Here is a 16,153-nt window from a genome sequence, read left to right as displayed (position 1 = left end):
GAGGGTCGTTTCTTATTAAATTTCAATAAATTAGAATAATTTTATCGTTTGGTCGATACTATTGTTCGAGTTCCGCTTTAATTAATTGCTGAATATCAGACATCAGCTGTTCAATATCTTTCCCTTTCGGTTCTATCGGGGCCAATGCTGTATAGGTAATTTTTTCTCCAAATTTTAAAGGAAACATTCCTTTGTACATCATTTTGCTATGTCCATTAATGACAAATGGTATGATGATCGCATCAGGAGCCGCTCGCAAAAGAGTGCTCACACCAGGGATTTTAAACTTTTTTACACGCCCATTTTTACTTCGTGTACCTTCAGGAAATATACAAGCTGCAAAGTTATTGTCTTGTATTAACCGACCAAGTTTAAAAATTTCTTTGATTGATTGAGAACCATTGGAACGGTCAATTAAAGCTGATTTTCCATGTATAAGGTTATATGAGATACTTGGTAGATTTTTTCCCAGTTCAATTTTTGAAATAAATTTGGGATAGTACTTTTTAAAACCATGAACAATAGCAGGTATATCATAAAGACTTTGGTGGTTTGAAACAATGATGACTGGTCGCCCTTCTGGCAATGCGTCAAATCCAAAGAACCTAACTCTACATCCCATTAAAAATAATCCCTTTATCAGGAAAAAATTCAGAGAATCAACCACTTTACGACGAGCATGATCACCGAATAATTTGTGACCTAATACCTGAAAAGGATGGAATATGACCAACACTAATCCGTAATAAAGATGAAAAAATGGAGTTAAGAGGTATCCGAGAAATACTTTCATTGATTACTTTATTTATATTGATAGGGCAAAAAAACGAAAAAACAGCGAAAAATTAGGTGTGAAACTTCATAATTATTACTTAATCACATAGGTCATTGAACACAGAAAGCAGATGCAGTAATTCTTGGCTTTATTTTTGATGGAATTGAGCGTGCCGGAGTACGTATTATAGGTTGTGTTATTTTGATTTGGCAGTATATAGTAAGCTCCGAACCGATGTTTGATAAAATGCAGTTTAACCCTTAATTATATTTTTATGAAGAAGATGATTTACCCACTGATTAGTTGTATGGCTGTTGGTTTATATTCATGTACTATTCAACAACCCATAAGCTACTCACCATCGGAGAATAATGCCGGTTATAATGTGTCTTACCTGTTTGAACATGATGGTTGTAAGGTGTATCGATTTTACGATAAGGGTACCTATGTTTATTTTACAAATGTTAATAGCGATGTGACCATCGTACCCAATGATTCAACAGTCATAACGAATTCAGTAAGAGAAGTCGATGAGTTAAAACAGAAATAGTTTATCAAAAAAAAGGTAAAACAGCTACATGTCTTACCCTTTCCCTTATTGTAAATATATCGGTTTGTTGTGTGCTTAAGCGTATTTTGCTTCCCTAATAGCTTTAATGTTTTCGTCAGCAAGGTATTCTTCAAAGTCCATTAACTTGTCAACTATTCCATTGGGCGTTAACTCAATTACACGATGGCATGTTGTGCGAATAAATTCATGGTCATGCGATGCCATTAGTATCTGCCCCGGAAATGATTTCATATTGTTGTTAAAGGCCTGAATTGATTCCAGATCGAGGTGGTTTGTTGGGTGATCAAGAATCAATACGTTTGGTTCTTCCATCATCATGCGGGCAATCATGCAGCGCATTTTTTCACCACCAGATAATACCGATGCTTTCTTTTCGATATCATCGTTTGAGAATAGCATCTTACCTAGGAAGCTACGCATATAGTCTTCAGATGTATCTTTGGCAAATTGACCTAACCAGTCATAGAGCTTCATTTCTTTTTGGAAATACTCAGTATTATCCATTGGAAGGTAGGCGCTTGTAATGGTTTGTCCCCATTCAAAATTGCCTGTTTCAGCTTTTTTCTCACCATTGATAATTTGGAAAAAGGCTGTGACGGCACGGTTATCGCGTGAGATAAATACGACCTTCTCATCTTTCTCAATGTTAAAACTCACGTCTTTAAACATGACTTCGCCTTCAATCGAGAAGCTTAAATCTTCAACGCGTAAAATCTGGTCACCAGCAGGTCGTGATGGTTGGAATATAATTCCTGGATATCGACGTGTAGATGGTTGTATTTCAGCAAAATTTAGCTTGTCCAACATCTTTTTACGGCTGGTGGTTTGCTTGCTCTTTGCTACATTGGCACTGAATCGAGAAATGAACTCTTGTAATTCTTTTTTCTTCTCTTCAGCTTTTTTATTCTGAGCAGCTTGTTGACGAGCAGCTAACTGACTCGATTCGTACCAGAAAGTATAGTTACCAGAGAACATGCGAATTTTGCCATAGTCAATGTCTACAATATCGGTACAAACATTATCAAGGAAGTGACGGTCGTGAGATACTACAATCACTGTATTCTGGAAGTTGGCTAAATAGTTTTCTAACCAAAGAACCGTTTCAAGGTCAAGGTCGTTGGTAGGCTCATCGAGTAATAAGTTATCCGGATTGCCAAATAAAGCCTGTGCCAGCAATACTCTCACTTTTTCCTTACCCGTCAGGTTTTTCATCTCCTGACCGTGTAATTTTTCTTTAATGCCTAATCCGCTCAATAGTTCAGCAGCATCACTCTCAGCGTTCCAGCCAGCCATGGCAGCAAATTCGTCTTCAAGCTTCGCAGCCTTCATGCCGTCTTCTTCGTTAAAATCAGCTTTCATGTATAAAGCATCTTTTTCCTGCATGAGCTCCCACATCTCTTTATGCCCCATCATCACCGTATTCAAAACGGTAAATTCATCGTAAGCATAGTGGTCTTGTCGAAGAACAGATAAGCGTTCGCCTGGCTCCATTTTCATGCCTCCGGAAGTAGAATCTAAATCACCGGCAAGGATGCGTAGAAATGTAGACTTACCTGCGCCATTGGCACCAATTAATCCATAGCAATTACCAGGAGTAAATTTTAGGTTCACTTCTGAGAATAAAGGCTTTTTGCCAAACTGTATGGCTAAGTTTGATACTGTTATCATGATATAACTTGATTTTTCAGGGCGCAAAAGTAGGAAGAATTAATGTAATAGCCGTTTTGTGAGTGTTAAAAAAGGTTGGAATGATCTGTTACCTATAGCAGGGATTTTTCATTTTTTTGGTAATACCGACCTAAGCAGCGCAGTTTGGGCCCCATTGGCATAAATAAAGGAAAGAAAAATTTGATACCAAGCTGTTAATCTTTAAATTTTTCCCGTTATGTTGCCTAAATGGGTAAACGAGTGCTTGAGTCGGCGGCTTTTTTCTTCCCTTTTTGAGCTGGAGGCAAAAAGGGAAAGCCTCAACGGCTTGAGTTGAAAACAAGAATTCTTAAAAGCAATTTTCCTGTTGACTATAAGAGGAACCTCTTGAAACTCCGCACCTATCGTATATTGGAGTTTATTCTTGAGGAATAATAGTGTATTCTGTCACAGGAATTTTAAATAAGAAACCCGAAAAGTCGATACTTTCCGGGTTAATCTATTGTGTTGTAAGTAAGTTCAGTTTTAATCGTCCTACTTATTATTTATAAACCTTATAGTTCATCATGGTGACGCAAACTTATTGATTGGATTTGGGAATTTTGCTGATGAAAGTCATGTTGAATAAAGGCCTGTACTGTGTGAGTAAGCTAAGTGGTTGTTACAGGAGTAGTTATGATTTTCATACTTAACACAATAAGGTTATGAAGTAGCTAGGAATTAACAGTAATCCACTTTAGTCAAAGAAATTGAGGGGTTTGTAAATGTATTGTGTGCATTCGTCAAGTCGAGCGATATCGTCATTAATATATTTTGTTAATTCATGTTGCTAATTAAAAACGCGGAGCACAATAGGCCTTGGGTCTGCCAACTTTCGGGCCAATGTGTTCCGCAAATGTTGAATTTTCACAAAAATAGAAATTTATGAAGAATAATCACACCACAAGCATACCAAGTGATGTGCTTGAGCAGGCAGTAGCTAAATTAAATGAAGTGAATGCCTTGATGAAGAATTATATGATTACGCTTACTAAAGAGGAGCGTATATCATTGCCAAAGATGGGGGAAAAGACACTCGCATTTGTGGTTAATTCGCACGAATACAGCCAACAAAGGCCGGAGTTGCGTCCTTCATATGCCACTCAGGAAGATTTTGATATTGATGTAGCTGATGCGACTGGCTTGTTGCCCATTGAAAGTCTTTTAAGAAAAATGGCGAGTCAGATTAATGACACTGCTATGTTGGCGGGCAGTGAAGCTTATACACAGGCTTTGTTATTTTATAATAACGCAAAGATGGCTTCCAAAAATAATGTGCCGGGCGCCAAAGAAATCTATGACGATTTGCGTACACGTTTTCCAGGCCGACGTAAAAAGCAGGAAACAATAGATTAAATAACAGATAATCCGGAAGCAGACCTCTGGATTATTTTTTTATAGGGTCATAAATTCCTTCCTTAGCACTGACACTTCTTCTGTAGGCTCCAGAACCAAATTTCACAAGCTCCATACTTCGTTCTTCCAGCTCTGCCCATCCGAATTATTACTCTGCATTTATTTATTTTTTCTTCATCTTGAATTCTTTTTGCTCCAAAGCAGATGCCTGATGGCCGTGGACTAATTGCTTTTGAGCTTTACCATTCTCTGAAAATACTTCAGCTTCCAGGCTGCAAACTATAAAATTGCTGCCTTGAGGTATTAAACCGGAGGCTTTAAGGAATTAATTCGCTGCAATCGGGGAATAAAATCATTGCACTCGGGCATTGATACCAGAGCAAATGTTATTTAATCCGGTGCTTTTTAGCATTGGATTCGGAGCTTGAAGGTGGAACTTAGGAGTCATTGAGCTATTTAATTAGAGCTTAATGGTTTTTGGAGGGGACGTCTATCGTGCAAGGCGTATATCCTACATGAAATTTCTTTTTAAATGAAAGATGCAGGGGAGTTATAGAGCTGAGACGGTAGTTAACGTGATTCTGTCGTGATAGCGTAAAGGTAAGGTGTTAGTACAATTGAAACAATAAATCAAAACTGCCCAGAAATTATCATAATTTCTGAGCAGCTTCTCACCATTTATTAACCCAACCTATAAACCTTCTATTCTATATTGACAAGCTTAGTGCTGTCACCATGTTTTTTAAATAACTTTTTTAATTCCTTATTGGATAAATGCCCAACATTATCATCCACTAATTGACCATCGTTATTGACCAACATATAGCGTGGGATGCCTTTTATGGCAAATTGTGATTTAAGGTGATTCCATTCCGTCTTATTTAAGCGATAATGGTCGCCTTTAATGGTTTGGATACTTGAAAGCCAGTTTTTCTTAGGTGATGACTCGTTGGTAATGTAAACAAATGCAATGTTCTGACCATTTAACTCTTCTTTAAGAGGGGCGATTTTTTTTATGCCATTCATACAGGGGGCGCACCAGGTGGCCCAAAAGTCAACATAAACAAGTTGGCCTTTGTATTTTTGCATAATGCCATCAAGTAGTACACCACCTTTTACTTTGGGTGTTTCAACGATACGGGCAGCAGTCTTATCGGCCTTAATTTTTCGCAGGGTGGCTGCCTCTGTAGCTTTTACCTGGTAAAAATCCAGTAAAATCTGTTCGATTGTCTGGTCAACCACAATCGTTTTCAGGTGTTCCTCCACCACTGTATTGGGTAGGCTCTTGTTTTTGGTCAGACGAACAGCATTTAACTGAGAAAAGAGAATGTCCTTAGCCAGACCATCTTCCAACTTCAAATAGGTTTTTAAGTTATTTGAAAACTGTGCATCATATGAGTCATGAACCACTTTATTGATAAGATCAACATGTTTTCGATAGAACCCAACCCATACCTTCATCTTTGAGTTGATTGTTTGAACAGCCTCATCTTTTGACTTAGCGTTTGATAAGGTCTTTAATAGCTCCAATTCTTCACCACTGACTTCACTATTTCGGTTGATTAATGAATCTTTAAGTGCTTTGTATATAAAGTTAGCTTTAGGCAATACATCGTCCAGGCGACTTAATTTTGAGAGGAATAAACCATAACTGCCTGGAGTTAATAAAGCCTCTGGATTGTTTAATTCTTTAGCTCTTATAAAATCAAAATAGGATTGTTTAAGTGGAATAGCCTCTAAGTCAATCTGTTTTTGCTGTCTTGGTATATTATGCTTGCTTTTATAGGCATCAGTCCTGCTTTGGTTGTAATCCAACAGTTGAGCATACACCTGGTATTTAAGCTTGGTTTGCTTGAATGCAATGGCTTGCTTTGATAGGGGGTAAGCTCTGTTAAGCTGTTCGATGGCGTTCAGCTTATTTGCCAGTTCTTCCAGACAGTAAGCTTTGTATTCCTCCGGGTTTGCATCTAATGACATTTTCTTGGCCTGGTAGCCTTTGTATGAGATGGAGTCCATTTTTACAATGTCGTTATTGACTTTAGCCGTTTCGCCCATAAAAAGTGTTTTCTGTTCTAAAGGAGTCGTTCTGCCACCATATACATCAGTATCTTTGGTATAATCGATGAACTGAAAACTTTCTTTACCAGGCTCCAGTAATACCCTGTAAGTTGAATTATTCAATCGTAAAACAGCCTCTTGTGCATGCATAATGGGCACTTTGATTGAGAAGCTGCCATCTTTTTGAATGACTACCGAGTAGTATTCCGATTTGCTTAGGAATATATTGGTGAGGTATAACATGGCACGTTGCCCCATCATGGGATGGAAGCCATGGATATAACCCTTGTAAATAGCCGTGTCGTTTTTAATGCCCGAAAACTGATAAGCACCTTCTTCAGAATCGTTTTTCGGGGTGTTAAGCCTTGATTGGATGTGCAATTGCCAGCTGTCAGCGCTTTCGCCAATTAAAAGTTGTTTTCCTTTAGGTTTCAGGTACAGTGTTTTAGACTCGTTATCATTTTCGATGTTTAGCAGGTAATAGCCCGATTGCTTTTTAAGTGTTTTATTTTCCCAAACAGCATTCTTATAGATGGTTCTTTTTTCGAACAGACCATAAACCCATTCGTAGCTTCCATCCTGTTTCAACCAGTTACCCAGTAGTTTTTCGGGGATTAATGGCTTTTGTTGCTCATTGTTTAATTGAATATCAAAGAGCTTCCAGTTGTTGCCGATGTAATGAATTGTTTTTGTGTTGGGGTCAATCGCCGGGAAGTGCAATGAGTACTTAAGGATTCCTTTTTTACCTGTCGTTTGTTTAACGCCTAAGATAATGTCAGTGGCTTTTGTGACAGGGTATTTTTTGCCTGTTTCACTGTTCTGAATACAAATAGTAGAGTCGAGCAGTATGCTGCGCTCAGGTGCATGGTTGACCACAAAATCCAATACTGTAGAATGCTCACTCAATGTAATTCTCGATAACTCAACATAACTGGCAGTAGATGCACTATAAGTTGGCTTTTTGAAGCTACTGTGTGAGCTGGTGAGTAGCAATAAACAGGCAATGCCTGCTAAAAGAAGTTGTTTCATGAAGTTACTATTTGATGATTTTGGGGCTCATAAAAGTTAGTTTAGAGGTAACTAATAGTATTGAAATTAAAAGCCACCAGCACAAGAATGTCTGGTGGCTTGTTATCCGCTAACCGACTACTGGAGTTGTGACAATCTAACTCCAGCAGTCATTAGCAGATATTAACCTTAGGTTCCCGGCCTATTAGTTACTTTTTAACTACTTTTTGAGTTTTACCTTCACATACTACAATATAAATGCCTTGTGGCTGCTCGGTAATATCCAACGTTACCTCAGCTCCTAAAGCTGTCGCTTTTGTAACCAGACTACCTGCCAGGTTGTATACCTGAACAGTGTTGCCATATTCTACATTGCTTACTTTTAACAAACCAGTTGTTGGGTTAGGAGCAACAGTAAACGCTGCTTTTAACTCATCGCCAATAGCTGTTGCTGTTGGGTTCATGGATGCAAAGTAAGGGCGAGCCACATTATCAATAGACGCTACAACACCAATAGACCATACATCAGTAAAGTTCCAGTCTGTGAAATTAGATTGAGTGGCAAAAGCTGAAGTTGCTAGGCCGTTGGCTACATCCAGACCTGGAGAAACTGTTGAAGCTGCTGCATCTTTATCCCAGTAGCAGTTGGTAATAGTGCCGTTAATTGCACCGGCGAAACCACCTTGGCCGGCTCCAGACTCTTCATTAATGGCATTAACAAAAGTAGAAGCTGAATAGCAATTAGTAACAGTTACTCCAGAGTTAATTGTACCAGCAAACCCGCCAAGTGAAGTGTGTGTGCCTTCTACCGATGAAATTGTAAAACAATTGGAAATAAGGCCTTCAGTGCCATATGTGGAACCAATGAAGCCACCCGCATAATCAGTTGTTTGATCATTCCACATATTAACATATAAATCTTCATAAGCAGTGCCTATGTATGGATTAGCAGGCATATCACTGCGTATAGCTTTTACGTTAGCAGTTGAATAAGAGTTTTCAATGTTGAACGATGCATTTGCACTACCAATTAAACCTCCAATGACTCCATCTGCGTAATTCCCATTTGCTACATCCGTTGAAGTTGCTAGGCCGTAGTTAACCGATAGTTGACCACTGGAGGAGCAGTTGTTTATATTTGATTTGCTGCAATTCCCGACAAGAGCTCCTGTTCCAGAGGCGTCATTACCAGATAAAATGTTCACATTAATTAAGTGTGTATTAGTAATTGTGGCACCATCAATATAGCCAAACAATCCTGCAGGTCTAGTTGCAACACTTCCTTGTCTGATATATAAGCCAGTTATTGTATGGTTGTTTCCGTCAAATGAACCAGTAAATTTATTACTTGTACTATTCCCGATAGGAGAGAATCCAAAGTATGTACCTGCATTATTCGGATTTTCGTTTAACGTTTGAGTTGATGTAGCATCAATGTCAGCTGTTAAAACAAAGTGCTTATCCCATGCAATTGGGAACTCGCTAACAGTAATTAACTGATCAATGTTATTGATTTCATAAGGGGCATTTTCAGTTCCTTCTCCACCTGCAAACACACTATTGTCCAGACCAACAATACCTGTCAAATGTTGAGGTGAAGTTGCAGTTACATTAAAAGTATACTGAGCACCTGATTCTTCAATCCCATCAACAAGCCATGCATTAATGGCATAATTTGCCATTGTTGTTGCACTAACAGTTACTTGTTCTCCTATGCTGTACATTCCAGTTCCAGAAGTTCCTAAAGTATTTGCTTTGTCATCAGTATCAACTGTTAAAAAGTATGTATTTGGATAGAGTTGCCATTTCAATTGTGGTCTTGACACAAAGTTAATGTCATCAAAAACCATTTCCCAGGCTTTTTCACTCCAGCCTGTGAAATTGTTTAATCCGCCGAATTCTCCTTCGGTTAAGCCATTATCAGGATAAGTTGCTTGACCCTCATAATCGGGGGCATATTTTGTATTTGCTGGGGCAAGGTCTTTATTCCAATAACAATTATATGTGCGATAGCCTAACATCCCTGAAAAACCAAAGGCGCTTGTATTAGTAAATGAACAGGCCGAATAACTGTTGTAAATATAGGCTCCTAAACCGGCAAATCCAGCTACTTTGGATGGTGCCTCGCAGTTAATTGAGCCTGTTGCATAGCAGTGGCTTACGGTATTGCTGCTATATCCAACAAAACCTCCTGTATAAGCGGAGTAGGTGTCTGTGTAGGTAGAGGTAATGTCGATATTTGAATGTGATGCAAATATCTTTCCGCTATTTTTTGCCGCAAACCCACCAACATAAAAACTATTGGCAGTGATTGCTCCTGATACCTGACAGCGTCTGAATACTCCAGCGTCATTGTATCCAACCATTCCGGCAACATAACCTGTTCCATTAACTGTGATATTTTCAATGGTTAAATCTTCAATTAGAGAGTTTTGTACATAGCCAAAGAAGCCGCTGTAATTGTTTGTATTATTAATAGTTACATTAGAAACTTTTTTGCCATTGCCATCAAAAACACCTGAAAATATGTTTGTGTTGGTTCCAATAGGAGCCCAGACAGAACCGTTAGGTGCTGTGATATCTTGTGTTAAAATATAATGCGCATCCATTATTCCCTCGGCACTTTGAAGCCAAGTTAAGTGTCCTGGCTCAGATAATTGGTATGGATTGTTAGGGCCATTAGGGCTCTGAGAATCTACAAGTGTTGGTGCGACTGGATTTTGTGCCCATAACATGCTTGTTAAAAGCAGGCACAATGATAATAATGTAAATCTTTGTTTCATTCTATTCCTTTTAGATTATTAATAGTATTAAAGTGTAGTCAAATAATTAGCAAAGCTTATTATTCTAATACTTTAATCTTATTATCCGCTTTTTGAGAAATGGGTGACAAAAAAAAGAAATTATTTTCTTTTATGTAGATGCCAGATATGATTTATTGCAAATAGCAGTCTTGTAATGAACGGCTTAACTGCTTGTTTTATTGTGGTGGAAATTCAGAAGCAGTAATTTTGTATATATTTGTGGGCGTATATGCGGTTTAATGGTGAAGATAAGCAATTTAGATCAGGAGATGATAGTCTGATGAATCTGCGTGAAATATTTGATATGTATTTTGTGCCTCTCTGTGTTTATGCTTACAAGTATCTTGATAGTTACGAAAAGGCTGAGGATGTGGTGCAGGAAGTATTTATTAAGGTTTGGAATAATAAGAACTATATCATTGAAAAATCCATTAAGCAATATTTGTACACCGCCGTTAGAAATAACTCCTTAAAAGTCCTTGAGAAAGAGAGTAAGTATCGATTTGAAGAGGTTGAAGCACTATCACATGAGATTATAGAAGAGCAATTCGAACCTGTTGAGTTGGAGGAGAGGATCGAAAAATTGTATAAGGAAGTTAATAAACTACCTGAGAGTTGTCGCCTGGTGTTCGAAGGGATTGTTTTTGAGAAGAAGAAATATGCCGAAGTGGCTGAAGATTTAGAGATTTCGATAAATACAGTTAAGACACAATATTCAAGAGCCTTAAAGCGTTTAAGAGGTTCTATTGATATCCTAATCCTAATATTGATGCCTTAAAAGATTGTACTAATGCTTGAACATGCATGTTAGAGAGAAAATGTAAAGTTGTTGGTTGTTGGAATGTAATTAAAGCTTTTGCCTGCCTAAATAGAATTACTTAGCTGATTTGTATTGTTTTATTTCCCAAAGGATGGTTGAATGTGCTGAATTGGTAATGTGTTTAATTGGTCAAAATCTGAACGTTTTTCGTGTTGAAATAACGTTGGTGTATTAGTGTATTATCGTGAAGTCTTTCTGAATGCCTGTATTTAAAGTTGTTAAGCTCTTTATGTGGTTTCGGAAAGACTATCGTCTTTATTGGTTCGAGGTCTGCCTGAAAAAAAAACCTAATTTTTTGTCACCCATTTTGAAGATTTACGATAATAAGAGTATAAGAGATAATTAATGAAGTTTTCAGAAGAGTACATAATAAGTCTAATCACTGCCTATCAACAGCAAATCATAAGTAAGGATGAGCTGAATGATTTGAAACTGTGGCTTAATGAGAAGCCGGAGCATAAGAGGAAGTTCGCCGAAAAATTGGCTTTGTTAAAAGAAGCAGGTGCTCTAAGAGCTTATGCAGATATTCGATTAGAGAAAAATTGGAACGCGATAGTTGATGGCATTACGTCTTCCAAAAAAGAAGGTCGTCAAAGGAAGCTATCGAGATGGATACCATATGCCGCGGCCTCTGTATTGGTGTTGGGAATAAGCCTGTTCTTTCTATTTCACTTAAATGATAATGTCACTCGACAATTATCAAAAAATAGTAAGGAAATCGGTAAGCAAGAGCACGTTCTGTTAACGCTTTCTAATGGGATGACAGTGGCTCTGGATACCACTAAAGAAGGTGCTGTGTTAGAGGAAAAGGGTACGACAGTGGCGAAAGAGCAGTTGAATAGTATTTCATATTCGAAGCGTGACACAGAAAATGCTGAGATCTTATACAATCAAATTGAAGTGCCCCGAGGAGGGGATTTTATGGTACAGCTTTCTGATGATACGAAAGTATGGTTAAACTCTGAGTCCAGGCTCAAATACCCTGTGCAATTTACAGGCGATGTGCGTGAGGTGGAGTTGATCGGAGAAGCCTATTTTGAGGTAGCTCATCATGTATCCAAATCGTTTATTGTTAAAGCACCGCATTCGGCTATAAAGGTTTTAGGTACTAAGTTTAATGTTTCTGCCTATACTGATGATGCTAAAAATACAACCACTTTGCTTGAAGGTAGTGTAGAGGTTAGTGCCACAGGTGTGAAACGTGTTTTGGAACCAGGGTATCAGGCTGTGGTTGATAAGGACGTAAAACAAGTTAGGATTGCCAAGGTGGATGCCGAAATGTTTACATCCTGGGTTCATGGTGTATATCGATTTGAAAATCAATCAATGGAACAAATCACCAAGCAATTAAGTAGGTGGTACCCTGTTGATTTTGAATTTAGTGAGGTAGAATTAAAAAGCATTCCGCTTTCCGGAGCCATCAAAAAACATAAACCAATTGAGTTTTCATTTGACCTAATTAAGAAGATAGCGCCAATAGATTACCGCATGGATGGTAATAAGGTGATTATTATAAGTGCAGAAAACTAAGAAAATAAACGTGCAGTAGTAACAAAAGCCGGCATTCAAAAGCCGGCACCATAACTGTCTGCAAATCACTAATCCAAAATAATAAGAATGCTTATCGGGCTAACGAAGTTTAGCATCGAAGGCTATGCATGTGAAATAAAGCAGTTCAAAATATAATGTAAAAACAATCTAATGGAAAAAAACAATTTGTTGAAACATTTTTTCTTTAGACATCAGAAAAAGATGATGCTTATGCAGGCAATGTTTGTATTGGCTATTGTCTTTTTATTACCGATGTCGACTGGTGCCATGCAAACAAAACGCATCACACTTAAGGGGAAAAGCATCTCTATTCGTCAGGTGTTTGAAGAACTCAAACGTCAAACGGATATGTACTTTATGTACAATGAAAAGGATGTTGAAAAGTGTGCTAATCTGGATTTAAACTTAAAGGAGCTTAGTCTGGATGTAACTTTGCAGGAACTAACGGAAAAGACGCCTTTTGAATTCGAAATCATTGAAGATTACGTGATTGTGAAGAAGAAGAAGGTATCTCCACAGGAGCAGCAATATCCTGAGAATATTACTGGTAAGGTTGTTGATGAACAGGGAAACCCCATTCCCGGTGTGAACATCATTGTTATCCGCAATAATATTGGAACGGTATCCGATATTGATGGTAATTTTGAAATCAGCTCAGGTGGTATGCCCAACAACATTTTACGCTTCTCTTTTATTGGCATGGAAACCCTCGATCAGGTGGATCGTGGGGTGCCAATGAAAGTGGTGATGAAAGAAAAACGTGAAGGACTTGAAGAGGTGGTAGTGACTGGTATATTCGAGCAGAAAAGAGAAAGTTATACAGGAGCAGTTACCACAGTTGGCGAAAAGGAGTTAAAGTTATTTGAAAGCAGGGATCTGCTGAGTACACTAGAAAGTATTGATCCTGCCTTTAATATCGAAGAAAGTAACTTACATGGTTCGGATCCGAACCGACTACCAAATATTACTATTCGAGGTACATCGAGTTTGCCAAGTGTTAATGATTTGCAAAATGAGGCCAGTGCAAATTTGAATACGCCATTGATTATATTGGATGGATTTGAAATCAGCCTGCAGCGCTTGATGGACCTGAATAATGAAGAGGTTCAATCCATTAGTTTGTTAAAGGATGCCAGTGCCACGGCCATCTATGGTTCCAGGGCTGCTAATGGTGTTGTGGTGATTACATTGAAAGATCCGGAAGAAGGTAAACTAAAGGTCTACCTGAAGTCAAGTTTGAATATTGAACAGCCGGACCTGGAAGGCTATCAGTTATTAAATGCAGAAGACAAACTAGAGCTGGAGCGCCTTGCCGGATTTTATGATTCCCCCTATAAGCCAGGGCAAGATTTATTGCTTAAAGAAAAATATAATCAAGTGTTGGCTACAGTAAGAAGCGGTACATCAACTGATTGGATTGCCAAGCCAACAAGAACAGGGATTGGACATAAACATAATTTAAGACTCGAAGGTGGTAATAAAAATTTACGCTATTCTGCCTCTGCTGGATACAATTATATTGCTGGTGTAATGGAAGGTTCGAACCGTGAAACCTTTAACGGAGATATTACACTAGGCTACTATCATAAGAAAATAATCATTAAAAACCAAACTGGTATTGGTTTGAATAAATCTGAGAACAGCCCCTATGGAAGCTTTTCTGATTATACGAAGCTAAATCCGTATTGGGTACCTTATGATGAAAAGGGTAATCTGGTACGTTTCCTGGATAACTCAAATCAGTTATGGGATACTTACCCAGATAATCCCTTATACAATGCCTCTTTAAATACAATAGATGAAAGTGCTTATACCAGAATAGCCAATAACTTATCCTTGGATTGGCGTATATTAGAGGAATTAAGGTTTCGCACGCGCTTTGGTATTTCAAAGCAAATATCTAATTCAGATAAGTACAAGCCCTTTTCTCATACCGATTTTGAGTTTTTTACAGGGGATAATTTATTCAGACGAGGGACTTATGATTATCAAACAGGAGAAAGTAGCAGTATAGATGGGAGTGCTACCCTAAGTTATACCAAATTATTTTTTGAGAAACACAGGGTTTATTTGGGGGTGAACTACGATATGTCACAATCAAATATGTTTAGGTATAATGTGAATGTAGAAGGGTTTATGCAGGATAATCTCGATTTCCTCGGAGATGCCGCACAATATGCACTCAATCGAAAACCTTCAGGTATAGAATCAACAACGCGACGCTTTGGTCTGACCAGTAATTTAAATTATACTTTCGATGAGCGTTTCATAGCAGATATGTCTGTTCGTGTGGATGGTTCTTCTCAGTTTGGAGCCAATAAGCGAATGGCACCTTTTGGTTCTGTTGGTTTGGGCTGGAATATTCACAATGAGGATTTTTTTAATAGGGATAGAGGTGCGAGTTTGATGCGTTTGAAAGGTTCTTATGGTGTGGTCGGTTCGCAACGATTCGATCCATACCAGGCTATATCTACTTATGAATATTTTGGAAACTCAAGGTACCTTGGATGGATGGGGAGTACATTGATGGGGATTGCCAATGAAGATTTGGAATGGCAAACAACCGATCAATATAATTTAGGATTTGAGTCGCGCTGGTTTAAAAATCGCTTCCAATTCAATGCAGATGTATATTATAAGTTTACAGAAAGCCTGCTTTCAGTAAGGGATTTGCCATATTCTAATGGTTTTAAGGCTTATACAGAAAACTTTGGTGAGGTGCAAAACAAAGGATTTGAATTGATGTCAACTATTTTTTTAATTAGAAATACATCCAAAAAGATAATCTGGAGTGTTACTGGTCGAGTGGTTCATAATAGAAATAGAATTGTTAAAATATCCGACGCTTTAAAGGAGCAAACCGCTATTCAGATGCAGGCAAAAGGGGAAACGCCGAATCGTTTAGTGTTTGAGGGTGACCCTCAAAGTGCGATTTATGTGGTACCATCATTGGGTATTGATCCAAGTACCGGAAAAGAAGTATTTGTGACGCGCGAAGGTGAAGTAAGCTATGAATGGAACTCAAGAGATCGGGTGTATGCCGGTCAGGAAGAGCCAAAATATAGGGGAAATGCAAGCACCATGTTTCGATATAAGGGGTTAACCCTGAATTTAGCATTCTCTTATCATTGGGGAGGACAAAGATATAATCAGACCTTAATCCAAAGGGTTGAAAATGCCGATTTACAGTATAATGTGGACCAACGTGTATTTGATCAACGCTGGACGAAACCTGGTGACCGGGTCTCATTTAGGGATTTGGTGATTTATGACCGAACATACGCCTCTTCTAGATTTGTGCAGGACGATGCTGTTTTAAGATGTCAGAATATTAGCCTTGCATATGAGGCTAGTAAAGACTGGATAAAACGGAATTTAGGAATGAGTTCATTAAGGTTTCAGTGCAATATGCAGGATATTTTTTACTGGTCAACGATTAAAAGGGAAAGAGGTTTAGGTTATCCATTTTCTCGTCGTATGTCATTAGCAATGTCAGCCTATTTTTAACCATTAATTTTTAAAGT

The 16,153-nt window shown here is 38.2% G+C and carries 9 protein-coding genes; 5 read left to right on the top strand and 4 right to left on the bottom strand.

What is annotated here, in order from left to right; all coding sequences use genetic code 11:
- Positions 1–58: 58 nt before the first annotated feature.
- A complete protein-coding gene (locus tag JIV24_RS00775) occupies positions 59–793 on the bottom strand; it encodes a lysophospholipid acyltransferase family protein (RefSeq protein ID WP_200463081.1) in 735 nt (244 codons plus the stop codon).
- 256 nt (positions 794–1,049) lie between these two features.
- Here JIV24_RS00775 and JIV24_RS00770 point away from each other — a divergent pair, with 256 nt between their 5' ends.
- Entirely contained in the window at positions 1,050–1,325 is a 276-nt protein-coding gene (locus JIV24_RS00770; protein ID WP_200463080.1) for a DUF4884 domain-containing protein, read from the top strand.
- 75 nt (positions 1,326–1,400) lie between these two features.
- Here the strand turns inward: JIV24_RS00770 and JIV24_RS00765 are convergent, their stop codons facing one another.
- Positions 1,401–3,014 (bottom strand): ABC-F family ATP-binding cassette domain-containing protein, encoded by a 1,614-nt coding sequence (locus JIV24_RS00765; protein ID WP_200463079.1) that lies wholly within the window; start codon positions 3,012–3,014, stop codon positions 1,401–1,403.
- 903 nt (positions 3,015–3,917) lie between these two features.
- Between JIV24_RS00765 and JIV24_RS00760 the strand changes: the two genes are divergently transcribed.
- A complete protein-coding gene (locus JIV24_RS00760) occupies positions 3,918–4,388 on the top strand; it encodes a hypothetical protein (protein ID WP_200463078.1) in 471 nt (156 codons plus the stop codon).
- Positions 4,389–5,090: 702 nt separating this feature from the next.
- Here JIV24_RS00760 and JIV24_RS00755 read toward each other — a convergent pair.
- Together JIV24_RS00755 and JIV24_RS00750 are read right to left on the bottom strand one after the other, a co-directional pair.
- Positions 5,091–7,475 carry a TlpA family protein disulfide reductase gene (locus tag JIV24_RS00755; protein WP_200463077.1) on the bottom strand — a complete coding sequence of 795 codons (2,385 nt, stop codon included), beginning with the start codon at positions 7,473–7,475 and terminating at the stop codon, positions 5,091–5,093.
- Between the two features lie 188 nt (positions 7,476–7,663).
- The gene (locus JIV24_RS00750) at positions 7,664–10,237 is read right to left on the bottom strand and encodes a GLUG motif-containing protein (protein WP_200463076.1); all 2,574 of its coding nucleotides are present in this window, start codon (positions 10,235–10,237) and stop codon (positions 7,664–7,666) included.
- A 250-nt stretch (positions 10,238–10,487) separates the two neighbouring features.
- Between JIV24_RS00750 and JIV24_RS00745 the strand changes: the two genes are divergently transcribed.
- From JIV24_RS00745 to JIV24_RS00735, 3 genes are all read left to right on the top strand, one after another.
- Positions 10,488–11,036 carry an RNA polymerase sigma-70 factor gene (locus JIV24_RS00745; protein ID WP_200463075.1) on the top strand — a complete coding sequence of 183 codons (549 nt, stop codon included), beginning with the start codon at positions 10,488–10,490 and terminating at the stop codon, positions 11,034–11,036.
- Positions 11,037–11,423: 387 nt separating this feature from the next.
- The gene (locus tag JIV24_RS00740; RefSeq protein ID WP_200463074.1) at positions 11,424–12,608 is read left to right on the top strand and encodes a FecR family protein; all 1,185 of its coding nucleotides are present in this window, start codon (positions 11,424–11,426) and stop codon (positions 12,606–12,608) included.
- Positions 12,609–12,779: 171 nt separating this feature from the next.
- On the top strand, positions 12,780–16,136 hold the full coding sequence (locus tag JIV24_RS00735) for a SusC/RagA family TonB-linked outer membrane protein (RefSeq protein WP_200463073.1): 3,357 nt from the start codon (positions 12,780–12,782) through the stop codon (positions 16,134–16,136).
- Positions 16,137–16,153 lie beyond the last annotated feature (17 nt).

Origin of the sequence: Carboxylicivirga marina (genome assembly GCF_016612505.1) — a bacterium.
GTDB lineage: Bacteria > Bacteroidota > Bacteroidia > Bacteroidales > Marinilabiliaceae > Carboxylicivirga > Carboxylicivirga marina.
This window is presented reverse-complemented; position numbering and strand designations above follow the sequence as displayed.

Excerpts from the sequence above, each read along its gene's own strand:
- JIV24_RS00760 (WP_200463078.1), top strand. The coding sequence starts at position 3,918 with ATGAAGAATAATCACACCACAAGCATACCAAGTGATGTGCTTGAGCAG.
- JIV24_RS00750 (WP_200463076.1), bottom strand. The coding sequence starts at position 10,237 with ATGAAACAAAGATTTACATTATTATCATTGTGCCTGCTTTTAACAAGC.
- JIV24_RS00740 (WP_200463074.1), top strand. The coding sequence starts at position 11,424 with ATGAAGTTTTCAGAAGAGTACATAATAAGTCTAATCACTGCCTATCAA.
- JIV24_RS00755 (WP_200463077.1), bottom strand. The coding sequence starts at position 7,475 with ATGAAACAACTTCTTTTAGCAGGCATTGCCTGTTTATTGCTACTCACC.
- JIV24_RS00735 (WP_200463073.1), top strand. The coding sequence starts at position 12,780 with ATGGAAAAAAACAATTTGTTGAAACATTTTTTCTTTAGACATCAGAAA.
- JIV24_RS00745 (WP_200463075.1), top strand. The coding sequence starts at position 10,488 with ATGCGGTTTAATGGTGAAGATAAGCAATTTAGATCAGGAGATGATAGT.
- JIV24_RS00770 (WP_200463080.1), top strand. The coding sequence starts at position 1,050 with ATGAAGAAGATGATTTACCCACTGATTAGTTGTATGGCTGTTGGTTTA.
- JIV24_RS00765 (WP_200463079.1), bottom strand. The coding sequence starts at position 3,014 with ATGATAACAGTATCAAACTTAGCCATACAGTTTGGCAAAAAGCCTTTA.
- JIV24_RS00775 (WP_200463081.1), bottom strand. The coding sequence starts at position 793 with ATGAAAGTATTTCTCGGATACCTCTTAACTCCATTTTTTCATCTTTAT.